23 protein-coding genes and 1 tRNA gene are annotated in these 26798 nt (G+C 36.8%); 7 read left to right on the top strand and 17 right to left on the bottom strand.

The window, feature by feature from the left end:
- The first annotated feature begins 160 nt into the window (after positions 1–160).
- Together fdxA and ACM9HF_RS01425 are read left to right on the top strand one after the other, a co-directional pair.
- Positions 161–493: a ferredoxin FdxA gene (gene fdxA, locus ACM9HF_RS01430; RefSeq protein WP_473618246.1), complete on the top strand. Its 333-nt coding sequence runs from the start codon at positions 161–163 to the stop codon at positions 491–493.
- A 209-nt stretch (positions 494–702) separates the two neighbouring features.
- Entirely contained in the window at positions 703–900 is a 198-nt protein-coding gene (locus ACM9HF_RS01425) for a CPXCG motif-containing cysteine-rich protein (RefSeq protein WP_473613913.1), read from the top strand.
- A 24-nt stretch (positions 901–924) separates the two neighbouring features.
- Here ACM9HF_RS01425 and ACM9HF_RS01420 read toward each other — a convergent pair whose 3' ends face one another.
- A complete protein-coding gene (locus ACM9HF_RS01420; protein WP_473613909.1) occupies positions 925–1560 on the bottom strand; it encodes a riboflavin synthase subunit alpha in 636 nt (211 codons plus the stop codon).
- Positions 1561–1662: 102 nt separating this feature from the next.
- Between ACM9HF_RS01420 and ACM9HF_RS01415 the strand changes: the two genes are divergently transcribed.
- Positions 1663–3021 (top strand): MATE family efflux transporter, encoded by a 1359-nt coding sequence (locus ACM9HF_RS01415; protein WP_473613905.1) that lies wholly within the window; start codon positions 1663–1665, stop codon positions 3019–3021.
- Between the two features lie 151 nt (positions 3022–3172).
- Positions 3173–3249, top strand: a tRNA-Val gene (locus ACM9HF_RS01410).
- A gap of 78 nt (positions 3250–3327) precedes the next feature.
- On the opposite strand, the gene darG is transcribed toward ACM9HF_RS01410, so the two are convergent.
- The gene (darG, locus tag ACM9HF_RS01405; RefSeq protein ID WP_473613901.1) at positions 3328–4398 is read right to left on the bottom strand and encodes a type II toxin-antitoxin system antitoxin DNA ADP-ribosyl glycohydrolase DarG; all 1071 of its coding nucleotides are present in this window, start codon (positions 4396–4398) and stop codon (positions 3328–3330) included.
- Positions 4399–4406: 8 nt separating this feature from the next.
- Entirely contained in the window at positions 4407–4901 is a 495-nt protein-coding gene (gene darT / locus ACM9HF_RS01400) for a type II toxin-antitoxin system toxin DNA ADP-ribosyl transferase DarT (RefSeq protein ID WP_473618245.1), read from the bottom strand.
- A gap of 61 nt (positions 4902–4962) precedes the next feature.
- Here darT and ACM9HF_RS01395 point away from each other — a divergent pair, with 61 nt between their 5' ends.
- Entirely contained in the window at positions 4963–6420 is a 1458-nt protein-coding gene (locus ACM9HF_RS01395) for an ApeA N-terminal domain 1-containing protein (protein WP_473613897.1), read from the top strand.
- Between the two features lie 120 nt (positions 6421–6540).
- On the opposite strand, the gene ACM9HF_RS01390 is transcribed toward ACM9HF_RS01395, so the two are convergent.
- Both ACM9HF_RS01390 and ACM9HF_RS01385 read right to left on the bottom strand, forming a co-directional pair.
- Positions 6541–6732 (bottom strand): SEC-C metal-binding domain-containing protein, encoded by a 192-nt coding sequence (locus ACM9HF_RS01390; protein WP_473613893.1) that lies wholly within the window; start codon positions 6730–6732, stop codon positions 6541–6543.
- Between the two features lie 70 nt (positions 6733–6802).
- Entirely contained in the window at positions 6803–8656 is a 1854-nt protein-coding gene (locus ACM9HF_RS01385) for a protein adenylyltransferase SelO (RefSeq protein ID WP_473613889.1), read from the bottom strand.
- Between the two features lie 231 nt (positions 8657–8887).
- On the opposite strand from ACM9HF_RS01385, the gene ACM9HF_RS01380 reads away from it, so the two are divergent.
- Positions 8888–9628 (top strand): YceH family protein, encoded by a 741-nt coding sequence (locus ACM9HF_RS01380; RefSeq protein WP_473613885.1) that lies wholly within the window; start codon positions 8888–8890, stop codon positions 9626–9628.
- 327 nt (positions 9629–9955) lie between these two features.
- Here ACM9HF_RS01380 and ACM9HF_RS01375 read toward each other — a convergent pair whose 3' ends face one another.
- The 6 genes from ACM9HF_RS01375 to ACM9HF_RS01350 all read right to left on the bottom strand — a co-directional run bounded on the left by ACM9HF_RS01375 (position 9956) and on the right by ACM9HF_RS01350 (position 15401).
- Complete coding sequence (locus ACM9HF_RS01375; RefSeq protein WP_473613882.1) at positions 9956–10882, bottom strand: DUF1186 domain-containing protein; 927 nt, start codon at positions 10880–10882, stop codon at positions 9956–9958.
- A 64-nt stretch (positions 10883–10946) separates the two neighbouring features.
- On the bottom strand, positions 10947–12023 hold the full coding sequence (locus tag ACM9HF_RS01370; protein ID WP_473613878.1) for a site-2 protease family protein: 1077 nt from the start codon (positions 12021–12023) through the stop codon (positions 10947–10949).
- An 81-nt stretch (positions 12024–12104) separates the two neighbouring features.
- The gene (locus tag ACM9HF_RS01365) at positions 12105–12584 is read right to left on the bottom strand and encodes a GNAT family N-acetyltransferase (RefSeq protein ID WP_473613874.1); all 480 of its coding nucleotides are present in this window, start codon (positions 12582–12584) and stop codon (positions 12105–12107) included.
- A 32-nt stretch (positions 12585–12616) separates the two neighbouring features.
- Positions 12617–13204 (bottom strand): class I SAM-dependent methyltransferase, encoded by a 588-nt coding sequence (locus ACM9HF_RS01360; RefSeq protein ID WP_473613870.1) that lies wholly within the window; start codon positions 13202–13204, stop codon positions 12617–12619.
- A 106-nt stretch (positions 13205–13310) separates the two neighbouring features.
- Positions 13311–13772, bottom strand: a complete 462-nt coding sequence (locus ACM9HF_RS01355) for a RidA family protein (RefSeq protein ID WP_473613866.1) — start codon at positions 13770–13772, stop codon at positions 13311–13313.
- Positions 13773–13835: 63 nt separating this feature from the next.
- Positions 13836–15401: an amidohydrolase family protein gene (locus ACM9HF_RS01350; protein WP_473613862.1), complete on the bottom strand. Its 1566-nt coding sequence runs from the start codon at positions 15399–15401 to the stop codon at positions 13836–13838.
- Positions 15402–15637: 236 nt separating this feature from the next.
- Between ACM9HF_RS01350 and ACM9HF_RS01345 the strand changes: the two genes are divergently transcribed.
- Positions 15638–18010, top strand: coding sequence for a TonB-dependent receptor (locus ACM9HF_RS01345; RefSeq protein WP_473613859.1), 2373 nt, complete (start codon positions 15638–15640; stop codon positions 18008–18010).
- Positions 18011–18087: 77 nt separating this feature from the next.
- Here the strand turns inward: ACM9HF_RS01345 and ACM9HF_RS01340 are convergent, their stop codons facing one another.
- The 6 genes from ACM9HF_RS01340 to ACM9HF_RS01315 all read right to left on the bottom strand — a co-directional run bounded on the left by ACM9HF_RS01340 (position 18088) and on the right by ACM9HF_RS01315 (position 26796).
- Positions 18088–18459, bottom strand: a complete 372-nt coding sequence (locus ACM9HF_RS01340; RefSeq protein WP_473613856.1) for a VOC family protein — start codon at positions 18457–18459, stop codon at positions 18088–18090.
- Positions 18460–18665: 206 nt separating this feature from the next.
- A complete protein-coding gene (locus ACM9HF_RS01335) occupies positions 18666–19931 on the bottom strand; it encodes an MFS transporter (protein ID WP_473613852.1) in 1266 nt (421 codons plus the stop codon).
- 156 nt (positions 19932–20087) lie between these two features.
- On the bottom strand, positions 20088–21554 hold the full coding sequence (locus ACM9HF_RS01330; protein ID WP_473613848.1) for an SLC5 family protein: 1467 nt from the start codon (positions 21552–21554) through the stop codon (positions 20088–20090).
- On the bottom strand, positions 21551–22306 hold the full coding sequence (locus tag ACM9HF_RS01325; protein WP_473613844.1) for a SapC family protein: 756 nt from the start codon (positions 22304–22306) through the stop codon (positions 21551–21553). The genes ACM9HF_RS01330 and ACM9HF_RS01325 overlap by 4 nt, the downstream gene beginning before the upstream one ends.
- A gap of 22 nt (positions 22307–22328) precedes the next feature.
- The gene (locus ACM9HF_RS01320; RefSeq protein ID WP_473613840.1) at positions 22329–23858 is read right to left on the bottom strand and encodes a tryptophan halogenase family protein; all 1530 of its coding nucleotides are present in this window, start codon (positions 23856–23858) and stop codon (positions 22329–22331) included.
- 145 nt (positions 23859–24003) lie between these two features.
- Positions 24004–26796: a TonB-dependent receptor gene (locus tag ACM9HF_RS01315; RefSeq protein ID WP_473613835.1), complete on the bottom strand. Its 2793-nt coding sequence runs from the start codon at positions 26794–26796 to the stop codon at positions 24004–24006.
- Positions 26797–26798 lie beyond the last annotated feature (2 nt).

Genomic DNA, 26798 nt, shown 5'->3' with positions numbered 1-26798 from the left:
CCAAAACAGCGTACCCCGTAGGGTAAAATAACAACTAATGCCTTTATTTTACCCCAAGAGCATGGTGATACCAATTTAATTAATGAAATCAGTAATTGAATTTGTTTATGTTCAAGGTATGATCGCCTGCAAAATATTTCATCAAATAAAAGGAAAAAACGTGGCGTTTGTTGTTACCGATAATTGTATAAAATGTAAATACACTGATTGTGTAGCCGTATGTCCGGCTGATGCTTTTTATGAAGGGCCTAATTTTTTAGCTATTAACCCTGATGATTGTATAGATTGTGACTTATGCCCAGTTGAATGCCCTGCGGGTGCAATATTTCAAGAAGACGAAGTACCCGAAGATCAAAAAGAATTTATTGAATTAAATGCTGAGCTGTCGCAAGTATGGCCTAGAATAACCGAAGTAAAAGCCCCACCAACAGATGCAAAAGAATGGGACGGCGTACCCAATAAAATTGAACACCTCATTATTGATAGCCAATAATATTAATTCCCTTACTGTTTAATGGTTTAGTTAAACAGCCCATTTTGTCTAGTGCATTTTATAAAAATTACACCATACTTGTATAGGGCCTGTTGATCTTTCGAATACCTGAAAGTTCAACACCCCCTAATCAGCAATTACAGTTACGGACGATAACACTTAAGGAATTACTAACCCATATTGGTGTAAACCAAAATCTAGGAGGCAACATGCCCCAAGATATAACAAATAAGCGTATCACTTGTCCTCATTGCGGACATCATCTACATGTAACTTTAGACATATCATCAGGCGATCAAGACTACTACGATGAATGCCCGTCATGTTGCCGAGAAATTCACTTTAATTTACATATTGATGAATACCATCAAAAAATTCAGCTAGCTGTAAACAGCGACGATGAATAACGTGATAGCAAAACATCACCTAAATTATTTAGCTTGAGTTAGCTCGCTTAAATTTAATCGTTCGATTGTTTTTACAATCGTGATAGTTTGCTGATCAAATTCAAGGTTCACTTCATCATTCACATTCAGTTTACCTAAATTTGTTCTTGTTAACGTTTCAGGAATTAAATGCACACTAAAAGTATTGTCTTTAATTACACCTATCGTAAGGCTTGTACCATTTACCGTAATAAAGCCCTTTTCAAAAATATACTTTAACCAAGGTGACTCGCATGTAAAATATAGCGCAGTATTGGTTTCTGTTACGTTTTTACGTACTAAAGTAGACTTATATTGAACGTGTCCACTCACAATATGCCCGCCAATTTCATCGCCTACCTTTAAAGAACGCTCAACATTTACCCAATCATATACAGATAAGTTACCCAACGTAGTAACACGTAACGATTCATCTATAATATCAAAAGCGATTGTATAACTGTTATCCGCTTGTTTATTATATTCAACCACCGTTAAACAAACGCCATTTATTGCGATACTTGCGCCAATTTCTAATTTATAAACCAGTTCAGGAGATACACCAATAACTAAACGACTTAATTGATTTTCAGTTGTAATAGAAATAACTTCAGCTTGCGATTGCACTATACCCGTAAACATATATGATCCATGATATTCCAGTTATTCCTCATAATATCAAACAACGTAAATAACTAAAATAAACAAATAATTTATACAGCAACATTCGGAAGAAAAGATCCAATGCATTGGCACAAATTTACAACCAACACAAAAAGCTTAATGAAACTCGCTTACCCCATATTAATAGCGCAACTCGTACAAAATCTAATGGGGTTTGCCGATACAGTAATGGCTGGCCGAGTAAGTGCCACCGACATGGCAGCAGTAGCAATAGCCAGCAGTATTTGGTTACCTCTTATATTATCTGTTGCTGGTTTAATCATGGCGTTAGCCAGTATTGTTTCGCAATTTGCAGGCGCTAACAAATTTGACCAAGTAGCCAAAGCAACCCAGCAAACCGCATGGATTGCCCTTGTTATCGGCTTACTTTTTATTGCCCTGTATTTTGCCATAGCCCCTTTTATTTTTGAAAACGTATCGTTAGACCTCGTTTTAAAACAACTGATGTTTGACTACCTAACCTACATCATTTGGGGCGCTCCGGGTTTTTTCTTATACCTAGTATTAAGAAACTACTCAGAAGGCTTATCTCATACCAAACCCACAATGATCATCAGCCTCATTGGCTTAATTGTTAATGTTCCAGCCAATTACATCTTTATTTATGGTGAATTTGGAGCACCCGCCTTAGGTGGCGCAGGTTGTGGTATTGCTACCGCCATAGTGTATTGGGTTATGTTTTTAAGCACATTAGGTTACACCTACTTCGCAAAAGCATTATCGCATGCGCCATTATTAACCAAGTTTCATCCGCCGAATTGGTCGCAAATAAAAGGAATTTTGACAATTGGTATCCCTATTTCATTATCGTTATTGTTTGAAGTCAGCTTATTTTCAGTAGTGGCGATTATACTTGCCCCTTTCGGTGCTGAAATAGTGGCAAGCCATCAAATAGCCTTAAGCTTTTCAGGGCTAGTATTTATGGTGCCATTATCTTTATCTATGGCGGTTACCATTAGAGTTGGCTTTGCCGTAGGTAAAAACAAGCACGATGAAGCCAAAGACATTTGCAGCTACTCGGTTATTTTTGGCGTAATAATCGCCCTATTAACCGCAACATTATCACTCGTATTCCGTAATCAAATAGCCGCAATTTATACCATTGACCAGCAAGTTATCGACCTAGCTGTTAGCTTAATGTTTGTAGCCGCCCTATTTCAGTTTTCAGACGCTATTCAAGTAATATCTGCAGGAGCACTAAGAGGCTACAAAGACACCCAAGCTATTTTATACATTACTTTTTGTTCATACTGGATAGTAGGTTTAAGTGTTGGCTTAATACTTGGCTTAACCGATTGGATAGTGCCAAATATGGGCGCTAAAGGCTTTTGGATTGGCTTTATCGTTGGGCTAACTACCGCAGCCGTATTTTTAGCTTGGCGCTTAAAAATAGTACAAAGAAGATACGAATATGCATAGCATTAACGCAAATTGATGTTTAAATAATCATTCAATACTGTATTTTAATTGTAAAGCAACAAACAGCTTGCAACTGTTAAAACAGATCGCTAACATATCGCCTCGTTCGAACACGCTAATAAATTTACATACTTAGCCGTTTAAACAAAAAGCTCGCTTAGCTCAGTTGGTTAGAGTACTTGCATGACATGCAAGGTGTCACTGGTTCGAGTCCAGTAGCGAGCACCATATTCAGGTTCTTAGAACCTAAAAAACGCAATATCTTATAAAATAAGAATTGCGTTTTTTTATGTCTGAACTTTAATTTTATAGCATTGTCGGTGCTTTATTCTCTAGCCAGTTTTGTTCTTTTAATCGATCCCACGCAGCAATAATATGAGCAGGCTTCATTTGAGCTTTACGTCGACTCCAGTTATGAACTTGTTTAACTAAGCTCTCACTCGTTACGTCATTCCCGTCTGACTCTTGTGTTAAAACCCAATGAACAGTAGAAAGTAACTCCATACCATTTTGAGATTCAAAACCTTCAATAAGTTTAGCAACTCTACCAAATCTTTCTTTAGTGTCTTTGTGTTTATCTAAATAAGCTAATGCTTCTTGCGCTGCATCTTTTTTTAATTCAATTGGAGTTTCTGGTTTATTTAAACCATCAGCATAGCCACTAATGAAATGCCCTTCCATTTTATCTAAAACATGACGTAATACATCAGCATAAGGGCCAAAGTGATGCTTTTGAAAAACCACTTTATTTAAAGGCTCACCCACAGCAGTTAGAAAATAAACAAGTTTCTGCACTTCTAATAAAGATAAACGATAGTTAAAACCTGTTGATACATACCGATCAATCAAACCTATAACAGCAGCACGACCAATCGTCATTTTAGGGCGCTTAGTATTATTAAGCATAACGTCTGCTTTGGGTGCCTCTTGAGGCGGATATAATAGCCAATTAACTTCAGGAAATTCAGCTAATGAACTTTGTATTAATTGTTCTACATCTTGCCAAGGCAGTCCACCTAAACCACTGCCTAATGCAGGAATAGCAACTGACTTAAGGTTTAACCGTTTAACTTCAGCTTTTAAACTATCTAGACCCTGTTCAATATATTCAAGTTTAGATTTTCCTTTCCAGTGGGCTTTAGTTGGAAAGTTTATTATAAAAAATGGGGGGCTCATTGAATTCAAAGAAACTGATAATACCTTGCCTGTAATCATAGAATGATCATCACAAGCTTTTTTATATTCTTTAAAGTTTTCAGGAAATGCTTTTTTAAATTGTAACGCCAAGCCCTTTCCCATAACTCCTACAGTATTAACCGTATTAATAATGGCATCAGATTGATCGTGTAAAATATTACCTTTTTGATATGTAATCATATTAGTCTCTAGTAATACCACTCTGGTCGCACAATAACTTCTGGTTTATGTACAACACCTTGTAGTAAAACGGTCACCTCATCTGCTATTGCTTGAGTTTTAACACCTATTTGTTGAATACTTTGCCATTGAACTGATTCAAAAACTAAAAACTCAGCTTGTTTTTCTTCTTTAAAATCTTGCCAATATCGTTCATTGATTATTCTATTAAGATCTAATTCACTAATACGTATAAAATCATCAATTTGCTCAGCATAATCTAAATCAGCATGAATATCTGTGAAGAAGCAATTTTGATTAGTTAATCTAATTGTATCAATATCACTTATAAAGTGCAGTATTCTTTCTTGCCCACCTTGGAAATCATCATGCCCTTTATGAATAACAAAAAGCATAACTGAACGAGGACAAAAATTAAAAGGAACATACTGCCCAATAGTTCCGCCAGCAGGAAACTTAATAAACTGATGTTGGCGAAAGGAGCTGCCATAGAATAAATTGATACAATAAAATTCTTTATGTTATTGTCAGCTTAATATCAGAATATGGTTGTGTAGGGAATATATGGAAGAATCAATTAATGCAAACTTTGAAATAGGGAATAACAAGAATGTATCAGGAGTGCTAGCCCCGACCTCTAAAGAATTTAAATGTTGGTCTTCTGAACTTATACCCCTTAACCCACACTCAAATATATATGGTAAAACACATACAGGACAACCAGTAACTCTACTAAATTGTATTTTTCGTAAATACACTCAATATTCGGTTGGCAGCTCTTGCTCTTTATTTTCACATACGATGATATTAGGAAATGAACATGTTTTTCCTGAAACAGATCTTTTTGACTCTATATCGTTAACAGTTGAGAACCCTCTTAAATTATTTCAAGACATTGATTCATTTGGGTATATACATTCTCCAAAAGAAGCATTAATAGAGGCACTTAATGAAGAAAAGTATACTCCTCACTTTAATATTGAAAATAACCCACGTATTGCATATTTCAATGGTGATTCTGAAATTTTTAGTCAATGTACAAAATTAGGAACTATTACTGCAACCCACGCACACAGTATGAGACTTAGGGGAAGTGTAGAAGGTGCTCAACTAAAAAATAAAGTTTTTATAACTATCGACTTTACGGTTCCGTGCAAATTAGAAGTAGCCTTCAAAAAAGCCAACTTATTAGCTTTGTTTTTGAGATTCATTGCTAGTCAAGGATTACATTTTAAAAATATCCAAGTAAGAAAGTTGGGTGATAAACTTCATGAATACAATGTGCATCATGACTACCGTAATTGGGGCCAAGAAGAGAGTAAAGACAGCTATCACTCAGATCCTTTGATCAATGTAGTTAACGATAATTTTGGTAGTATACTCAAGAATTGGTTTGAGAAAGATGACAGAGAAAATGTTAGGCTTTGCTTTTATAATACTTTTTTTTCAGATTTATACTCATCAAGCAGACTTATTGGTGCAGCTAATATGTTCGACATATTCCCTCATAAATCTGAAAGCTTAGAAAAACAACTTAGTTCAGAAGAAAAATCACAAATTAAAGACTTAAAATCACAAATTAAGTTAAACTTTAAGCCATTTCCCGAAATAAAAAGTTCTTTACTTCAATCTATTAGTTTCTTAGAAAAAAAATCTCTTAAAGAAAAAGTGTTAGGGCGTATGTACATCATAAAACCTCAACTTGTTGGCAGTACACTTGACACTGTTGATTTTGAAATAGTTATAAAATATGGTGTTAAATGTCGAAATTATTTTGTTCATGGCTCGATAGATAGGCACTTGTCTCCAGAGTTATGCTTTCAATTTCAATCTTTTTTCACTGATCTGTTTGAATATATATATATAGTAAGTGAATTAATTGAGTGTGGCTGGAATAGAAAAGATGACAGAGTACTAACATGTCATCACCGTATTAGATCTTACGAAATAGAAATAGAGTCTGGCTCAAAAAAATTAGCTGAGATATTGAAAAATAACAAAATATTCATATCCAAAAATTAAAATAATATTCCATGTTTGGTATGGGTAACTCGTTAAATGTATCAACCGCTGACGCTATTGTTTTAGCCAAATGCGCCAGCCAATTAAGAAAGAAGTAACTTTGTTATAAGCAGCATTTTTTTATGTTTTTTTACCGCTTCCACATGAGCATGGGTCGTTGCGGCCCACTTTAAGTTCTGCAATAAAGGGTTTTGTTGTAGGGTAATTAAAGTCTTCTAATTCACTAAGTTCATTGTTAGTAAATAATGCTTCTAGTATGTTTTCGTCACTTTGCTCGTTGAGCCGTTGGTTAGCAAAGATTAAGACAACCATAAATTTATACTTTTAAATTCATGGCTGTCCCAAACTTTTATATTTAAGTCTGCATAATCACGAAGAGCAACTAAGACGAGCAACTAAGATGTGACAAGCCCCCCACTTCAAAGAACTCAGCCGGTTTCAAGCAATAGTATTTATCTTCCACGAGCTTAGATTGCTCGGCATAAGGTTGTGTCATCACCGTTTGTAGCTCTTGAATTAGCGTATAATCTCCCAACGCTGCTTGCTGATAAGCTGGCACAAGAAACCACTCGCGCAAAATGTATTTTGGGTTAACACGTTTCATCTGCTTCGATATTTCCTCGCTTGTTCGAGGCGAAGCCACATTCGTGTTACTCGCGCTAAAGAGTAGTGTTTTCCATTTTTCTAGCCACTGTGCCCAGCGTTTGTCCATTTCTGCATCTTTTGTATCATCGGTAGCATCAGCAGCGTTATTCGATACGTGATTTGGTATGTTATGGTAAAAGCTTTTCTTTAGCGAGCTAATGTCGTTGGGTATCGACGAGAGTTCGCGAAATAAAATAGTGTAATCAACAGGTGTTTGTTTCATGAGTATTTCTAACTCGCTAAGCACTGCGTTGAAAGATGCTTCGTCGGCGTTTGTATCGTCAGTACCGTCAAAATCACCCGTATCGTCAGAATCAATAACCAAGGTGCTAAGGCCTAGCTTGGCAGCCCACATTTTTTTCATTTGTGTGCGCATTACCTTCGAAAAGTCACCTTGAATGTCGTCGAGCGCTAGTAAATAGTCTTGATTAGACTCTTTATCAGGAATGAGTAACGGTCGTAATGCCGAACAAAACATGTCAAAGTTTTTTTGCGCTGCGTTTGGTTGGTTCATAAACGAGAAATGATGACCGCCGCCGGTCCAAGGTTGATAATACGGTTTAAACACATCGCAAAAACCGAATGGACCATAGTCAAGTGTAAAGCCCCCTACTGCGCAGTTGTCGCTGTTGAAGTTACCTTGGCAGAAACCAACGCGGATCCAATTCGCCACTAGTGATGTAAGGCGGCCTTGAAATTCGCGCGCCAGCTGTACCACTTTTTCGGGCATAGGCAGCTGAGGTTCAATTACGCTAGCGTATTCACGATCAATCACATGTAGTACAATTTTTTCAAGTTCTTCCATCGCTGTTGGGTGTTGGTTGAACCTAACGCGACGAGCGAAAAGTTCGAGTTGACCAACACGCATGAACGACGGTGCAACACGTGTTGATATTGCGATGGGTTCATCAATATATCTATCGGGATTTTGCGAACGCGAACCCGGCGAATACCAAGGTCGTTGAACCTGCTCAGTTTTTGAAACATACAAACTTAAAGACCGTGATGTGGGTACACCTAGTGCGTGCATGTGCTCTTGCGCCAAGAATTCGCGAATACTTGAACGCAACACCGCGCGACCGTCTGCGCCTCTGCAATATGGCGTTTGGCCTCCACCTTTTAGCTGCATTTCCCAGCGTTGATCGTTTATAACGGCTTCAAGTACAGAAATTGCACGACCGTCGCCATAGCCGTTACCTGTTTGAAACGGACACTGCTGAATGTATTCTTGACCATAAATAGAAAGTGCGTAGCCCGTCGCCCAACCAATTTTTCGCATTGGCTTTGGCACATCAGTCATATCACCTGAGAACAGTCGAATAAAATCGGGAGACAGCGCCATACTGTCGGCAAAACCAAGTTCACTAAAGAAGGTTTTGCTGTGCGCTATATATTCAGGTTCTTTAATTGGCGTTGGATTAACAGGAACATAATGACCAGTAAAGACTTGTCGTGGTTCGTGATCAGCACCGTTTTCTGTTGCATCAGGGTCACAGTTGAGCGTGTCCATGAGGGAGTAGTTTGCCAACTTTGCAAGATCGTTGAGCGTCGATATAGTCGAAGAGTTTTTCTGTGGCTGTTTGTTTGTCATCGTTGTAATACCAAGGCCGTAAAGATAAAAAAATATAAATGTTTATACTGGGTATATTACCCCATTATTTGCGCCGATATCGGTACTTGTTACATAACGGCTAAATAACAAACTAAGTCGTGACTTTATTTTATTATTCGCAATGTTGCTTATTATTAGGTAGCTAAATCGCCATATTTATTGGTATAACTGCTTATAACAACAAAAATAATTTTATAAAGGGTCTTCGACATGCTCACTCTCACTGCCATACAATGCCGCATTATTGGTGTTATGTTAGAAAAAGAAACAACAACTCCAGAGCAATATCCACTGTCTTTAAACAGCCTTAGCATTGGCTGTAATCAAAAAAGTAGCCGTGAACCCGTAATGTCTTTGTCTGAAAGTGATGTACAAAACGAAATAGACGCGCTACAACAAGCCAACTTATTAATGGTTGATCACCAAGCATCGGGCCGCGTGAATAAATATATTCATCGTTTTTGTAATACCGAGTTTGGCGATTTACAGTTTACGCCGCAGCAAAGAGCAATTATTTGCGTATTACTTTTACGTGGACCACAAACACCAGGCGAACTTCGTACGCGCACGAATCGTTTGGCTGATTTTGCTAATGTTACTGAGGTAGAAGCCACGTTAGCCCAACTGCAAAACTTAAACGGCCAAGTACTAGTGAAAAAACTTGCCCGAGAGCCTGGTAAACGTGAATGTCGTTACTTACATTTACTTTCACCTAATTCTCAAAGTGCAGAGGAAGAAGTAAGCTGTGAAGACAACACTTATGAAAGTAATGTCAGAACTCATGCAGGAAACGATACGAGAACTAATATCGAAAAATATTCCATTGAACACGACGAGAAGAAACAAGAAAACACGCCATTACACCTCAGAATTACCGCGTTAGAACAACAAGTTGTTGCATTAACCGAGCAAGTAGCATTGTTAACACTGATGATAGAAGATAACGGCTAAACAGCTATAAACAAGCCTTTTATGGGGGGTAGATACACTTTATTTATAGCTCCCTATTTTGAGTAAAATGGCTGTAGTAACTCTATCATCAGCCGTTAGATCATATGTCGCTGTTGTCGCTGTAATGATTTTTAATTATTTATGCCCGTAACCATTCAAGATACAGGTTTCAGTGGGAACGAAAAGGTGTAAGTGAAACGGCATTACAACTTAGCCAACAGCTAATACATATTCTCTGTTTGGTATGGGTAGCTCGTTAAATGTATCAACCGCTGACGCTATTGTTTTAACCAAATACGCCAGCCAATTAAGAAAGAAGTAACCTTGTTATAAGCAGCATTTTTTATGTTTTTTACCACTTCCACATGGACATGGATCATTGCGCCCAACTTTAGGTTCTGCAATAAAGGGTTCTATTGTGGGATAATCAAAACCTTCTAATTCAGCTAATGCTTCTCTCATTGCTTTGGTGTCGGCTGCATTTTGCTCTGGTGTTTTAAAGGACGACCAGGTTCTTAATTCGTTAATAACATTAAATTCTGTACGTATAAAGCCTAATAAAACACCTTCTTTGAATGAAGTGTCCCACTCTTCAATTTCTTCTGGAGTTATATAGTCAGGTGCTAATTCAAATTTATTGGCTAGGTCTAAAAATTGCGCTTGGAACTCTTGCAACTCATACGCCATACAACAAACAGCAAGTGCCGCTAAAAAGTGTTCACTGATGTTGTTGGCTAATGGAACAAAGTGCGCTATCCATAACGTGAGCAATTCAACTAAATACTGACGTGTTATTAAGTCATTTTCATATTTAGCAAATAAACAATGTGCCGCAGCTACTTTTACAAAGCTACCTGAACGTGGGCTTAGTATTATTTTTTCAAGACCTTGGGTATCACTTTCGCTTAATATGTAGAAAAAGCTTGGTAATAATTCAGTGAGAGAATCCCCCAGTAATTCGTCAAGTGCGCCTTGGAATTCGTCGTCACGGTCACACAAGTTTAATAATAACGGATAGGCTTGGTATTCTTTTTGTTGCACCGCTAAAAGTATCCCCATGAACAAAAAAGTATTTTCTTGATCGCTAAACGCAGACGACTCTTCATTAAATTTAAGCATGCTTTGTTTAATTAGCGGCCATAGTTGTGGCCAGTTCTGTACTGCACTTTCTAGCTCTTCTTCAGGTAGGTAGCCTTCTTGAAAGGTAGACAGTGTAGTTATAATAGTTGACAGTTCGTTTGAATTTTTCATCATGTTTATCTTTTAATATTTTTAAATTAAATGTTTAAGGGTATTTATTAGCGATTATTATTACAAACTAACTATTCAATATTTTAAGCGGTAGCGACAATGCTCCGTTATCTGTTTGCCCTACTAACCAAATAATGGCACTTAAACCACCTACGGTTAATACATACCATACGGCTGAAACGATTTGTGCGTAACGGTTAAGGGGCAGAAGTTCGCTTAAATGTCGACGTTTGTATTCAAAGAATATTTCAATGCAGCCAATCGCGAGTAAAAAGCCTAGCAGCGCTAAACCAAACTGGTAGCTGAGATAAATCCCGAGTGCTGCACCTAATATACAAGCGACTAAACCAATGCGTGAGTTTATTGAAAAGGCGATGCTTTTTAGTACGTGTCCGCCATCTAACGGCAATACAGGCAGTAAGTTAAATAAGTTAAGCAACGCGTTAAATACAGCGATACCTGCCAGTATTTCTATGTCGGTTATCCAGTAGCCAATTAACGCGGCTACCGAGAGGATTAAACCAAAGAATGGTCCCATGATGGATATAACTACGTCTTGCCAGCGGGTATTAATTTTGTCGTCGCTAAGTGCTAAGCCGCCCACAAAAGGTATAAGGTAAATGCCTTTGGTTTTTAGTCCAAAGTATTTCATGGCTTTGATATGACCATATTCGTGAAACACTAAACAAAGGATTAAAGCGATGGCGAATTCGATTGAAAACAACCAGCTGTATGCAGCCAAACTGCCTGCTGCAAATAATACTTTTACCACCTTGGCGCTTTTTAATAGCTTTAAACCAAGGCCTGCCATGCCTACAAAACTGAATTTAAAAGGTTGTTTTTTATTTTGGCTATTTTGGCGTTGTTCTATGTCTTTTTCGTTGAGTGTGTTTTCTTCAACAAGTTCGTCGTTAATGCATAGTTTAAATTGCAGATCAAAGGGTTGCCATTGTAATGAACCATTAAGCTTTACGTGAAGTTCACCCTGTTCGTTTTGCAGAAGAAATTTATGTTCAAAGTTGCTGTCGGTATTGGCATCAATTTGCGATACACATTGGTCATCCCAAAACAGTTGTTGCCACCCAGCCATTGAACCTTCTAAACGTAATGTTTTACCTAAACATTCTGTTTCTAATAATTGCACTTTGTAAACTCAATAAAAATAAAACCTTGCACGATTATCACTATATTTATTGATGCCGCAAGGGTTATTGACATTATTCACTTAGCAATTACACAATGCTTGTCTCATTTTACGACCACCAACAGGGAGTAAGCCATTTTGTTGATAGAAATTTAAAGTTCTTTCAAATTCAGGTAAAGGAGGAGTACATAATTCAATACATGACCACTCATGTTGCTTTCCGTAGTTTTGAGCTTGTTCTATAAGCATAGAACCTACGCCAGAAGATCTGTACTCAGGTAAAACATAAAATTCTTGAATGACACCAATTTTACCACCCGCGTATAAAGCATAGGTTTCGGTAAATGTAACAACGGCAATTGTTTTATTTTTATATTCGCCAATAATTGCAGCATAGTGACCATCACGAATTAACTCTCGACAACGCTCAATAGTACCATTGAGATTAATATCAAAATGCTGAGCTTTTGTTAACTCACAAATTTCAGTAGTAAGAGCAACAACTAAAGAGCCGATTATTTCAGAGTCCTTAGTTGTTGCTACGCTAAAGTTGATTTCCATTCATACTCTCTATTTTATTAGCTTATATAAAATTATTTTAGTGACCCAATGGCTTGAATTACAGCTCCTAAACCATGATGATTAATCCCTTCATTCACTACTCGGTCAAGTGCTTCAAGATGGCTAAATGAAAAATGAGGGAGCTCTTTGATTAACGTTTCTTTTGAAATCATCATAGAAGCTAATGGAGGACCACCCGTTTTATATGTTAACTGCTCAGGTCTATAACCCTCTAACAAAAGAACGCCTGATGGCTTAATTGCTAATTCAATTCGTTTATATAAATCTTGTCTGAGTGTTTCTGGTAAATGACAGTAGATAGAAACGATCCCGTCCCATTTACGTTCACCAAGATCAAATACTGCTAAATCAGCACAAATAGTTTCAATAACTACGTTATTTTCTTTAGCAAGCTTTTCTGCTTTTTTTAGACCTACGCTAGATATGTCTACAGCTGTAACTGAATATCCTAATTTGGCTAAGAAAACGGCATTCCTTCCTTCACCTTCAGCAAGTAATAACACGTTTCCTTTGGGAATAGAGTTGTAATGACTTTTAAGAAAGTCATTCGGTAACTTTCCGTAAACATATTCTTCTCTGTCGTATTCTTTATCCCACATGGCTAAACTCTCTGTTTATTATGTAAACGTTTTAATAATAACACTCACTTTATGAATGAATAAACTACCAGAAAGCAGAATATACTCAATTAGTTAAATAAAATAATCAATAAAACACTGCCATACATTCCACTTCAGTTTTTGCACCTAAGCCTAAACCATTTGTACCAAAAGCACTTCGGGCTGGGTATGGCTTACTGAAGAATGATTTATAAACCTCGTTAAAAGCTGGCCAGTCGGCCATATCAGACAGCATAACGGTGCATTTAACAACGTTTTTCATGGTTAGGTTGTGGGCTTCAAGTATGGTTTTAATGTTGTTCATGGTTTGTTTTGCTTCGGCTTTTATACCACCATCAACTAATGAAAGTGTGCCGAGTGTGATGCCCAGTTGCCCTGAAATATACAAGGTATTGTCTACCCGAACAGCTTCTGAAAATGGCATATCTAACGACTTAGCAAACACACTGCCTGAGTTTAAAAACTCAACGTTAGCTTTTGAACCAGCATAAAGATGTGGTGTAAATAAAAGTGTAATTAGGCTTATAGCTATTGATAATTTTTTCATTTCATATCCTTTGTTTTTTTGATGTTAGGTAACGAGTAAATTATTAATATCACTATGGGTAGCTTAATTTTTTACTTGTCTTCTAATGGCTTTACCCGGCATGGCACTTCTAATTAATTGTCCATTTTCAATAATAGGTGTGCCGTTAACAATAACAGTTTTCATTCCTTTAGAGGTTAATATTGGCTTTGCAAAGGTCGCTCTGTCGGTAAGTTCAGCAAAATCGAAAATAACAATATCGGCATCTGCGCCCTCTTGAATACGGCCTTTAAACTTCATTTGCTCAACACTTGTTTCTAGTATTTGTGCCGGTATTAACGACATTTTTCTGATGGCTTCACTTAACGATATTTTTTTACTTTCTTTAACAAACTGACGAATAAATCGAGAATAACTACCTGCAGATCTTGGGTGAGTTTGAGCGTTTTCAGGTAATGGCCAAACATCACCAGAAATCATTCTATGGGTTGTTGCATCCATTATCGGCATTCCGTCTGAGGCTACCGCTCCATTAGGAAATAACTGAGAAATTTCATATAGGTGTTGATCCGATGCCGAATGCTCTGGATCTAAATAATTGAAGATGATGATAGATCGAGGACTGTTATCTTGTAGCTCTTTAAAACTGGTTGGGGTTAGCTGTTTACCATTAAACGAGAAGTCTGTTTCGTTCGCATTACCTAAGCGCTCTTTCCAATGTTCACCACGAAACATTTGCCCACCAATCGCGGTACTTGCTGCTGAATAAGGATAAGCTTCAACTGAAATTTTTACTCCTTGTTTTTGTGCATTAAGTACAAGTTCGGCTACGTCTTCTATATCGCGAGCGCTGGTACTATTTAAATGAGAAATATGTGCATGAGCCCCCGTACTTGCCGCAGCAGAAATTAATTCTTGGTAAGCTTCAAAGGCACTTTTAGGTTCTTGTGTACTAGCGAAACGTATATGATTAAAGGTAGAAACGTTATATTTAGCGGCTAATTTATGTAGTTGGTAATATTCTTTTCTATTCGAATTTGGGCTATACCCTGCCAGAATACCTACCCCTAGTGCGCCAGCATTTATGGCTTTTTCAACTACGTTAATAATTTCAGTTTGCTGTGCTTTTGTCGCTAGGTTTCTACTCCAGTTAGGTAAAGAAAAAACCCGTAATGCTTCGCCCGGTATGCCATTAAAAGTCGCGTTATCTAACACCATAGCGCGAGCCATAGACCAATTAGCTGAAGCGCCATAGTTAATCGGTCGTCCTTCTTTGGCTATATTGCTATAAAACTTATCAACTTCGAGCACGCCAGCTTCTAATTCTAATGCGGTTGTTACGCCGTCAAATGCTTGTAAACGTGCGTTGGGTAATAATTGCCCGTGAGCATGTAAATCAATAAAACCAGGAGATACCACTAAACCTGTCGCATCAATCGTTTTTTTACCTGTTATAGATGTTGTTGATATTTTAGTGATTTTTCCTGCTGAAATGCCTATCCATCGTTTTGCATCTAAATCGGTTTCAGGATCGATTACACGACCATTTTTAATCACTAAATCATAGTTATCAGCAAAGCTTACGGTGCTTAGGCTAATAGATGTAGCCACAGTTAACGCTGCTATTAATGTATTTTTATATGTTTTCATTTTTACCTTCAATGGCTAATGAATTGTTCTAATTAGATAGTTATAGCTTAGCTGTTAATAAAACTCATGCCTAAGTTTCAACAACACAAAAAAACAACAAACCTTTGACTGTCTACTTTTTATTCAAATATTTAACATTATCACGCCAAAAAGCCATGGCAATATTAATAAATGTACTATGATTAAAACATATGACAGTAAAGTCTGTTTACATAACCAACTGGGAAGTTAGTCACATGAAAACAAGAAACTTTCAATTAAAAGCTTTGTCTAGCGCTATAATTACCCTTATATCTACCCATATCTATGCACAAGACACGACGAACCTTGAACGTATAGAAATAACAGCCCAAAAGCGAACGCAAAATATTCAAGAAGTCCCTGTTTCAGTGAGCGCATTTACCGGTGAGCAGCTAACAAAAAATCATGTGACCAGTTTGGTTGACGCGTCAGAAATGATGCCCAATGTAGAAATATCAAGCACCAGCTCAATGCCTCAAATATATATGCGTGGTATAGGTGCTGGCATTAATTACGGTTTTGAACAATCGGTAGCTCAGTTTAGAGATAATATTTATATAGGCCGAGCTATTATGGCTAGAGCACCTGTTTTTGATATAGAGAGAGTTGAAGTGCTCAAAGGTGCACAAAGTATTATGTTTGGAAAAAACGCTACTGCCGGTGTTATTTCAACCATGACTAAAAACGCAATTAACGATACAGAAGGTATGTTTAGTGCAAGTTACGGCTCATATTCAACCCTGAATATTGAAGGTATGTTTAATACCGCAATAAGCGATAATTGGTCTGCGAGGATCGCGGGCGTTATCAAAACAACCAATGGTTTTACCAAAAACAATCTTGATAACAATCAAATTAGAGGCGTAGATCATATAGACGGGCAGGAAAATTCAGGCGTAAGACTATCGCTACAAGGTGAACTTGATAACGGCCTATCCGTTGGTATCAAGGTTGAACATTCAGAATCTGACTTCGAACTGAGCTCAAGACAATATTATGTAGACAACAGCGCATTAGCGGCGGCTATAGATAAAGGCCACTCAGCGGGGCTTACCGCTTTATTAGATCCAAAAGCAATAATAGATAAAAGAGTGGAGTTTGATGACACCGCAGGCGATCAATCTCCTTTTAATGACAACCTTGAAAGCGACACCGCGGTATTAACCCTTGAGTACAACCTTAACAATAACGCCTTAACCTCAATTACCACGTATCAAGATTACACATGGAATAACGCCTATGACCCAACCTATTCGGCCCAAAACTGGGTGGCTCTTGATAGAACAGAAAACTTTGATCAGCTCACTCAAGAATTACGCTTTGTCACTCCCGAGGCACAAGTCGGTGAGTTAGACTACATTGTGGGTGTGTACTATACCCAACAAAATTTAGACCTTAAGCAAAATGCTGATATGTATCAGTTTCCATCAGTACCTATTCCTGATAGTCGGTATGGATTATTTTCTGATTTTGCAATGGACGAATGGAGTATCGCCGCTTTTACTTCAGTAGGCTGGCAAGTAAATGAAAAGCTAAAATTTGATTTAGGAGTACGTTTTGATAAAGAAAACAAAACCGTTACCTCGTTACAAAAAACCTATACTGCCGATTTTGGTATACCTGAAGCGAATGCCTTAGGTTTAGCTGATCAAATTTTAGCTGCATTTGGTGCAGGTAATCATTTACTTAATGAAGATCGCGATGAGACTCACTTATCCCCTAGTTTAAAAATGAGTTACCAAGAAAACAAAAAACTAATGTATTACGCCAGCGCAACCGTTGGTAATAAAGGTGGAGGATTCGACGGAACCTTATTAAATAACACGGGAATTATGGGCACAAGTTCCGCGAGTGGTGATGCTTATAACCACTTTAACCCTGCGGTAACACCTTCTGATTCTTTTGAATATGAAGATGAGAAAGCCACAGCGTTTGAAATAGGCCTTAAGTCTGACATTTTAGATGGTAAAGGACGTATCAATATCGCTTATTACCACACCAAGTTTGAAAACATGCAAGTATCCGCGTGGGACGGACAAAGTTATATTGTTGATAATGCAGCCAAGTCGATTGTACAAGGACTTGAAACAGACTTTACCTTTATTTTGAATGACTATTGGTTCTTATCAGGCGGTGCAGCTTATTTAGACTTTGAATACGACAGCTTTAAAAACGGCGTAGCTACGGTATGGCAAGATAAGATAGAAGGATTAAGAGGACAAGACTTAACAGGTAAACGTGGCGTTTATGCACCAGAAGTTACCGCAAGTTTATCAATAAATTACGAAGATGAATTATCACAGGCGATATTGTTATCGAGTAACTTATTCGTTAATTACTCATCCGAATTTTACACCGCTTCAGACCTCGATGAACAGTCTAAGCAAGACTCGTTTGCCAAACTAAATTTTCGACTTGGCTTAAGTGATTCAGCTGATGGTAAATGGAGTGTCGCCTTTTTAGCGAAAAATATAACCGATGAACAAGTTATACGTACTTCTCAAGATTTACCTGGTAATGCATTTGCTTATTGGGTGTCTATTGACCCACCGCGTACGTACACAATTACAGGTACTTATAGTTTTTAGGTGATTAAAGTATTTTCAAAAAATATGTTTAGGAGGTGAATTCAAGCATAACAAGAGGTTATGCTTGAATTTTAATGTTAACCGAAGTGGTTAAAAACAATTTTATTACCATCGAAATCACGAAAGTAAGCACCATAAAAAACATCTGGAATACGTTGACCCGGCGCGCCATCGCATGTTGCACCTAAAGCGATAGCTTTATGGTACATTTCGTCACATTTTTCTTTTGAACCTGGTGCAATAGCAAGCATGTTGCCATTACCGCAGTTTTGCGCTTTTTCATTATGTGGGATACAAATGGCAAGTAGTAACTCTTCCATACTCTTACCAAAAAATATAATACGTTCATGTTTTATTAAAGTTTTTGCGCCAAGAGGAGCTAAAAGTTCATTATAAAAAGCTTCTGATTTTTCTAAATCGGTTACACCAATCGTTACATAACTGAGCATAGGTATTCCTTTTTTATTATAGAGAATTACTGACTACAACAGGTAAATTTTTAACCTGTCAATAAGCGCTACGTAGTAGACCCACACAATAACACTATTATTTCGTCGTTGGTGTTAATTAAAAATTAATTTTAAAAGATCCCCTGCCACCTCAATATACATAAATACTTGAAACGTAAACCGGTATTTGAATTATTCAGTTTCTATTAATAACAGTTTTTTTTAATGGTAACGGGTATATTTACACTGACAAAAGTAAGTAAAAAACCAAAACTTAAAACTAATAATCCTATAATGATAGAACTATTATTTAAGCCTAAAGCGTCTGTGAGTAAACCTATTCCTAGTAATGAAAAAACACCAACAAACGACTCTGACGCCCCTATAAATGAAAGTAAAGTGCCCCGCTGTTTTGAACTAAAATGACGGTGCCAGTAATCACTTAAAAATACGGCTTTGTATGCGGTTAAAATATAAATAAGAAAAAACAAAGCGACAATAAATAAGTTATTCAATAAACCACAAAAAATATAAACAAATCCTGCAACAACAGGGAAAGCGATAAGAATATACTGACTCTTTGTTACAGCAATAAGCTTATCAGCATACCAACTCACTATACTACTTAGCCCCATACCTACCGCAAGAATAATTCCAAGATAACCTGCATTAGGTAGTAAACCATCTAACATGGGTCCTCTAATAATAGCTGAATGAGCACGTATTGTGGTGCCAACTAAACTTGTAAATAGCAACATCCATAAGAGTTTTTTGTTGTTTCTTACGGTGCAATAACTACGTACACAAATTTGTTTAATTGCTTTATGGTAATGCTCTTTTGCTGAAATAAATTTATCGAAGACAGTCGTTTTGATGATAAGAGAAACTTGATATTTTTTAGTATTTCGATAAACGGTTTCTTTCATAGTTAAGCTAAAAAAGCCCAATAAAATAAAAGTACTACCTGTTAAATAAAAAACAAGTGACTGGTCGTATTGGTAAATGTAGCCCCAGAGTATTCCAGCAAAAGCTGCAGATATTTTGAAAATAGCACCACTTCGCCCTAAATATTTTTTAAATTCATTTTCTCTCTTAAGCTTTTTTAACGAGTCATATAATAAGGATTGATCCGCGCCTGACTCTAAACTGATACCAATTCCACCTATCAAAGCGGCTAATACAAAAACAGGTAGTGTAAAACCTGCAGCAATCAAAACAAACTCGCAGCCCATTAAAATACAACCTAAAAATATGCTAACTTTTCGACCGAGCAAGTCAGAAATAATCCCAGTAGGAACTTCTAATATTACCAAGGTAATTAAAGATGCAGTTTCAATTAAACTTAATTGGCTATATGAAATATCAGCGGAGAGATAAAAAAGGTTAAGCAAAGGACCAACAACCGTGAAACCGGAAATTGCAGAGTAAATTTGATACTTATGAATATTTTGTTGATATGCAATATCGACCATTCATCGTTATAAGTACCGCATAAACCTTATACCTTATGTATTAAAACTGGCTTAACTATAGTTAGTATTTTTTCATTGCGCGAATATAATGATCCGTCTATATTTCAGACAAAAAAAAGGAGCTAAAAAGCTCCTTTGTACAATACGTTTTAATAATTAACTCGTTATAAGCTCATCATTTTTAGATGAAAAACGTGCAGTACCACCAAATATAAATTTGTTCACTAATAATGCAAATGCTACACAGGCAATTAAAGTGAAAAACATAAGGTGGATATAATGTAGACCAAAAGGTGCGTGAAATGGTGAGAACTCAAAAGATATTGAACCATATAAAATTACACCAAAGAACACAGCTGCAATACCTGCATTTGCATGAACGCCTCTAAACAAAAGACCCACTATAAAAATTGAAAGTATCGGCATACTAAATAAGCCCCACAACTGTTGAAGTAGGTTAAGAATACTATCCGCTTGTTGATATAACGGCACAAGCGCAAGAGATATAAAGGTTAGCGCTACGGTGATCCAAGCACTTAACTTAGGTACATTAATATCGTCGTTAATATAAGGTTCGTGAATATCACACACATACAGTGCAGTTGCAGAGTTTAAGTTACTGTTATAAGTAGACAGTACCGCTGCCGCCATTGCTGCGGCAAAGATACCTGATAACCATGCGGGTAATAAATCGCCCACTATTTGTCCGTAGGCCGCATCACCAATATCGCCATAAAGTTTGTATGAAATAATGCCCGGTATAACAATAATTGCCGGCACAATAATAATACGAATACCTATCGCTGCAAAAACACCTTTTTGTGCTTCTTTTAAGTTAGGCGCAGCCATAGCACGTTGAGTAATAACTTGGTTTGTGCCCCAGTAAAACATTTGTATAAAGATCATACCGGTAAGTAAGGTATGCCAAGGAATAGGTGAATCGTCTGCACCAATAAAGGTTAAACGATCAGCCGGTATACCTGAAAAATCATAATCAATCGCGTTTAACGATAAAAACACAACGGTAATAGCCATCCCCAGTAATAAAACGCCTGAGTAAGTATCAGACACAGCAACAGCGCGAAGACCACCAAAGATGGCATACATAGCACCTACAGCAGCAAATGCTGTAGCAATATACATAATGGGAATATCTACCTGAAACATGGTTTGCATAAATAATGCGCCACTGTAAATAACAGCAGGACAAAAAATAAGCGCACTACTCAAAAAGAACATTGTGCCTATAACCGCTCTAATATGTTTATTGTTATAACGCTTTTCTAATAATTCAGTCGTGGTAGTACAGTTATATTTGTAATAAACAGGAAGGAATACTTTAGCAAGAAGAAACAAGCCAAGTACGGCAGCAAATTCCCACCACGCGAGCAATGCCATTTGATTACCATTTGAACCTACAAGCTGATCGGTACTCAAATTGGTAAGAGTGATTGAACCTGCAACAAAATACCAAGCTAAACCACCGCCAGCTAAAAAGTATTCTTTATTTTGTTGATCTTTGCCTTTTCCTCTACCGTGGCCTCTACATTTCAAATAGGTAAGAAGAGCAATAAAAGCAGTCACTAATATAAATACAGAAATTTGGATCATGTTCTGGCTCATAGTTCATCACCTTTATTTATGTTCATTTTTATACCTGTAATTTTACGATTTTGTGTTTTGTTATGAAGCGTCATTAATCTATTTATTTGCGTTAAAGAAGCTAACATTGCATAGATTGGCATAAGAAAATTCAGTTGATGAAACTCAAATAGAACCTCTTGAGATAAACCATTCAATGAAGTTTCATTAATGGTATATAGTCCTTTAATTTTATTTTGTTCCATACTTTCATATTGCGTAGCAAGTTCAATTTCAACCAATAAATCATGCTTGAGAAGTAACTCAGTAAATTGATGTGTCATCATTTCACTTTGATAATAGGCGGATATATTTTGTTGAATACTTAACAAAAACTGACTTGGCTCGTTTTCATTAAATAGTGCTTCCCCTTCTGTTTGACTTAAATAGTCACTATCTTGATCGATATAGAGTGTAAGCGTTTTTTCAGCTTTAGGATCTGGACCTAAATCAAACGGAGTTCTTAAAAAAGTAGACGGTACATAAGTACCTAACCATTCATTTTCTGTAAAAAATAAATTTTTCCCCGCTAATAAACCTAACATCGATATAGCTCTAAATTTCCCTTGTTCTGCATCTTTCATGTAAACAATGGGAAAACTTGTACTTGCTTGCGCAAATTCATTTACAGATAGCGGTGTTAAATGTTGATGCTCACTTTGTTTGAAATTTTTATGTGGCAAAATTTTTATATTTTTGTGTTGGTTGGGATCTAGCAAAACATATTTTGTCATTTTAATTCTCTAATGTTTTTTGTTAAATTTTTGAAAAACCAATATCTTTAACTTTTTCTAATAATTCACGATGTAATGGTAATGAATACTGTAATTGTTCAATTTGTATTTTATTAATGGAAAACTGTCTTTGCGCAATATCATCTCTTTGGTACAAGTGTTCGCTTTGTTTAAAGTCAGTTTTAAAGCCCGCACCATAGAGAATATATTGATAGCTAGCCGCAGTGAATGCTTCATCTCGATCTGTAAAGTCATACTCTTTGGGTGCTCTATACTGCCAAAGTAACAGAAGTTCACTTAAAGATTCTGGAACAGATGACTTGTGCCGATTATCAATCCAAAATGGTTCTGTTCTTTCACCCAATACATAGTGTAATTTTAAAAAGTCGATCACGCCTCGCCACTTCATTGTCATCAGGCGATTAAATCTTTTAGATACAATATGCATTTGGTCTTTGTTGTTAGGTAATTGCTCAGTAATAAAGTTAGCTGATGTTTCAATCAACATAATGGCTGAAGCTTCTAGCGGCTCTAAAAACCCCGCAGATAAACCAACAGCAACACAATTGTTTTTCCAAAATAATTGCCTATGCCCCGGTGTAAAAGAAATAACTTTAGCTGTGTGAGGTAATGATTTTTTGCCAATATAAGTTGCAAGTACCTGTTTAGCCTGTTCTTCAGTACTATATTTACTCGAATAAACATAACCCACGCCTCGCCTAGTTTGAAGGCCAATATCCCATATCCAACCAGCCTCTTGAGCAGTAGATATTGTTTGGCTAGCAATAGGACTATTTGGTGAGTCATACTCAATTTGAACCGCGACCGCAGTATCCGCAAGGAACACATTATCACAAGGAACAAGTGGCACCTTGAGTGTTTCACCTAATAAAAGGCTTTTCATGCCGGTACAATCAATAAATAAATCAGCCTGTATTTCACCATTATTTTCAGTAAAAACTGACTCAACATCTCCATTTTTTGCTTGTTTTATTGTTTGTACGGTATCTGAAATATGATTAACACCTAGTTGCTCACAACAATGTTCACGCAACAATTCAATAAATTGAGTGGCATCTAAATGATAGCCATAATTAGCCACAACTTCATATTCTTTATTCGCAATAGATTTAGGTGCTAAGCCTTTTTCACATAGATATTGCTGAAAATTGACTGATTCAGCAAAAGATTGAGTAGCCGATAAAGATTTTTGCCAGTAAGGCGCTAAATCAAATTTATTGAAAGACTGAGGTTCTGTAAAAGGATGGTAATACACGTTATTCGTTTCTGAAATCCAGTTAACAAATTTACTACCTTGTTTAAAGGTGGCTGAACAACGCTTAATAAATGTATTTTCTGAAATACCTAATTTTGCCAAAGTTTGACGCATCGTTGGCCATGTTCCTTCACCTACTCCAATAGATGATATGTCTGGTGACTCGATAAGTGTAACGTTAATGTTATGGGTGTGTTTTTTAATAAGTAACCCCGCAGTAATCCAACCTGCAACACCTCCTCCCAATACTAAGACATTTTTAATGTTAGAAGACACATGATTACCTTTGATAGTGATGAATAAGATTGGATATGTAATACCAGCTTCAAGAATAAAACTGATATAAAAAGTACATGAATAAACGGTCAATAATTCATGTACTTTATCATATACCTAAAAGCTTATTTTATACTTACTACTATTAAAATGAGCCTCTAAGCCCAATAGAGTAACGAGATCCTGAACGAACTTGCTCAGTAAAATGACTACTAATACGACCAAATTTATTTGTGTATTCGTCAGTCAAATTAATCCCTTCAAACAATACCGTTAAGTTATCGTTAATGTCATAGCTTGCACTTACATCCCATTGGCCGTAAGTATCTACAAACTCAGGTTCACCAGTATCAGCATTACTCAATGTTTGTAAGAATGCTTCACGGTTGTTATAAGCTAAGCGAGCTTGAAATCCATTATTTTCATAAAATGCGATAATATTTTGTGAATCTCCTAAACCTTCAAGAGCGAATGTTTGGCTACTATTGCTAGTGTCAACTTCAGCATCACTATTTACTATTGTCGCATTCATTTGGAAACCAAAACCACTTTCCCATGTATGAGTCCAAGCAAGTTCTAAACCATCAACTTTAGCCGTTTCACCATTACGCGGACGTGAAACTTGAAATTCATAACTTCCACTAGCTAGTGAGAACTGCTCTGGTGCACGTACAGTAGTAATAAAGCCTTCAACTTCTTTACTAAATAAACCAACCGATACTGCACTAGTGTCACCATAATACCATTCATAAGAAATATCCCAGTTGGTTGATAAGAATGGTTCTAAACTTGGATTACCACCACTCGCTAACAATAAATCTGGTCGTGTTGTACCAATATTAGTTACTGGCGCCATATCAGACATAGTAGGTCTTGTAATAGTTTCAGAATAAGCGGCACGAAGTACCATATCTTCTTCAATTTCAAACTTCACATTCAAGCTTGGTAATAAGTTTGAATATGAGTTTTTAATTGCAATATCTGATGAAATACGTTGTCCATCAGTATCAACATTATAAAACTGATCTAAAATGGTTGCATCTTGCGGGTTTTGAATAATATCTAATAACGTTGCTTGCTTACCTGCTGCTGTGGTTGTAGTTTCGCTATATCTAAAACCTAAATTTATTGTCCATGGCATATCACCAAGGTCACCTTCAAATAGGAAGTCAATGTAAGCTGCGGTTATTTCTTCATCAATTTCGAAACTTGTACCTAATTCTACAGGTGTATAACCATTAAGCGATTGGAATGCAGCTATGTTATCTGCAGGGTTTTCATTGCGAATAAGAGATTGCGCTGTAATTGCTTCTGGTGTTTCAAGGTAAGCTAAATAATCATCAACATTGTAGCCAAAGAAAGAAGAAGGAATACCATCAAACCAATCATTAGGAGTAACTAATTCACCTAATTCATCTGGAACATCAGTACCATAACCACAGTAAAAACAGTTAGGAAGTGATGGTGATTGAAATACTTTAGAAGACTTGGTTCTGTCTTGTGAATATAATCCAAATTTAAGTTTAGTGAATGTGTCGCTATTTGGTGTGTAAGTAAAATCAGCACGTAATTCAGTAATTTCATCTTCACGCTCATCACCACCGCGCTCTACATAATGTGCTCTAAGTTTACTTGCATCTGCTTGAGTAAATGGTCCATCAATTCCATCTGATTGTAAGCCTGGGATATCGCCACCATTTCTAAAGTCATATGTGTAACCATTTGCGTATCCCATAACGGTAAACACACGACTTTGATCACCACTTAAATCTTCAGCTTTTGAAGTAGATACATCAATATTTACATTAAACTGATCCGTTAAGTCCCAATCAGCATTAAAACCTAAGTTTTGTACTTTAATATTACGATCAAAACCTTGTTGAACAAAGTCAGTAGCACCCGAACCACCACCATTAGGATCATCAAATGAATTATGTGACCAATAATTGACTGTATTTGTTGTTTCATCTACATCAAAATCTCTAAAATTCCCCGGTGTAAACCAGTTAGCATAGTTACTTACTTGTGATTCAACTTCAAATTTTGAATACAAACCATCAAACGTCAAGGTTAATTCTGTTGTAGGTGCATATTGAACAACCAATGTACCACTAGTACGTGTTCTATCTTCAGCATTAGACGTTAAATCAAGATTACGTGGAACCCAAACGTTAAATGCTTCTTTACCTGTACCAGCTACAGCATCAAAATCATTGGTTTGAATACGATCAACACGATAATAACCACGAGTATCGGCTTGGTTAATCTGCGCTTCACGTTCTTGAATAGATAATGACGCTAAAATACCTAAAGTACCGTCATTGAAGGTGTTACTAATTAAACCAGATATTGCAGGTGACGACTCTTCTGATAAAGTATCATAAGTCATTTTGGCATTACCAATAGCTTTAAACTCACCTATTTGTAATGGTTTCGCTGTTTGTAAATTAATGTATGAACCAATACCGCCATCTTGATTACCCGCATTGGAGCTTTTATATACATCAGCGCCAGAAATGAGCTCCGCAGGTAAAGTATCAAAACTAAATTCACGACCAGAAGTTTCAGACGCCATTTGACGACCATTAACTGTAACTAGGTTAAATTGAGGACCAAAACCTCGAACAGTTATGAACTGACCTTCGCCACCGTTACGATCGATAGCTACACCGGTTATACGCTGAAGTGATTCTGCTACGTTTTGATCAGGAAATTTCCCTAAATCTTCTGCTGTAATACTGTCTGATACGGTATTACCTTCTTTCTTTTCTAGCATTGAAGCTTTTAAGCTGCTTAACATACCTGTTACGGTAATAACTTCGACTTCTTTTTCTGTTGCTGCATCAGCAGCAATTACCGTAGTACTACTTAGTGCAGTTGCTACAGCTAACGCAATACTCGTACGCTTACCAAATGTAGATACATATTTAGTAGACATTA

Origin of the sequence: Colwellia sp. RE-S-Sl-9 (assembly GCF_048296855.1) — a bacterium.
GTDB lineage: Bacteria > Pseudomonadota > Gammaproteobacteria > Enterobacterales > Alteromonadaceae > Pseudocolwellia.
This window is presented reverse-complemented; position numbering and strand designations above follow the sequence as displayed.

What these genes read in the sequence shown, in the direction of transcription:
- ACM9HF_RS01425 (WP_473613913.1), top strand. Translation starts at nt 703, where the DNA reads ATGCCCCAAGATATAACAAATAAGCGTATCACTTGTCCTCATTGCGGA.
- ACM9HF_RS01420 (WP_473613909.1), bottom strand. Translation starts at nt 1,560, where the DNA reads ATGTTTACGGGTATAGTGCAATCGCAAGCTGAAGTTATTTCTATTACA.
- ACM9HF_RS01415 (WP_473613905.1), top strand. Translation starts at nt 1,663, where the DNA reads ATGCATTGGCACAAATTTACAACCAACACAAAAAGCTTAATGAAACTC.
- darG (WP_473613901.1), bottom strand. Translation starts at nt 4,398, where the DNA reads ATGATTACATATCAAAAAGGTAATATTTTACACGATCAATCTGATGCC.
- ACM9HF_RS01395 (WP_473613897.1), top strand. Translation starts at nt 4,963, where the DNA reads ATGGAAGAATCAATTAATGCAAACTTTGAAATAGGGAATAACAAGAAT.
- ACM9HF_RS01390 (WP_473613893.1), bottom strand. Translation starts at nt 6,732, where the DNA reads ATGGTTGTCTTAATCTTTGCTAACCAACGGCTCAACGAGCAAAGTGAC.
- ACM9HF_RS01385 (WP_473613889.1), bottom strand. Translation starts at nt 8,656, where the DNA reads ATGACAAACAAACAGCCACAGAAAAACTCTTCGACTATATCGACGCTC.
- ACM9HF_RS01380 (WP_473613885.1), top strand. Translation starts at nt 8,888, where the DNA reads ATGCTCACTCTCACTGCCATACAATGCCGCATTATTGGTGTTATGTTA.
- ACM9HF_RS01375 (WP_473613882.1), bottom strand. Translation starts at nt 10,882, where the DNA reads ATGATGAAAAATTCAAACGAACTGTCAACTATTATAACTACACTGTCT.
- ACM9HF_RS01365 (WP_473613874.1), bottom strand. Translation starts at nt 12,584, where the DNA reads ATGGAAATCAACTTTAGCGTAGCAACAACTAAGGACTCTGAAATAATC.
- ACM9HF_RS01360 (WP_473613870.1), bottom strand. Translation starts at nt 13,204, where the DNA reads ATGTGGGATAAAGAATACGACAGAGAAGAATATGTTTACGGAAAGTTA.
- ACM9HF_RS01355 (WP_473613866.1), bottom strand. Translation starts at nt 13,772, where the DNA reads ATGAAAAAATTATCAATAGCTATAAGCCTAATTACACTTTTATTTACA.
- ACM9HF_RS01350 (WP_473613862.1), bottom strand. Translation starts at nt 15,401, where the DNA reads ATGAAAACATATAAAAATACATTAATAGCAGCGTTAACTGTGGCTACA.
- ACM9HF_RS01345 (WP_473613859.1), top strand. Translation starts at nt 15,638, where the DNA reads ATGAAAACAAGAAACTTTCAATTAAAAGCTTTGTCTAGCGCTATAATT.
- ACM9HF_RS01340 (WP_473613856.1), bottom strand. Translation starts at nt 18,459, where the DNA reads ATGCTCAGTTATGTAACGATTGGTGTAACCGATTTAGAAAAATCAGAA.
- ACM9HF_RS01335 (WP_473613852.1), bottom strand. Translation starts at nt 19,931, where the DNA reads ATGGTCGATATTGCATATCAACAAAATATTCATAAGTATCAAATTTAC.
- ACM9HF_RS01330 (WP_473613848.1), bottom strand. Translation starts at nt 21,554, where the DNA reads ATGAGCCAGAACATGATCCAAATTTCTGTATTTATATTAGTGACTGCT.
- ACM9HF_RS01325 (WP_473613844.1), bottom strand. Translation starts at nt 22,306, where the DNA reads ATGACAAAATATGTTTTGCTAGATCCCAACCAACACAAAAATATAAAA.
- ACM9HF_RS01315 (WP_473613835.1), bottom strand. Translation starts at nt 26,796, where the DNA reads ATGTCTACTAAATATGTATCTACATTTGGTAAGCGTACGAGTATTGCG.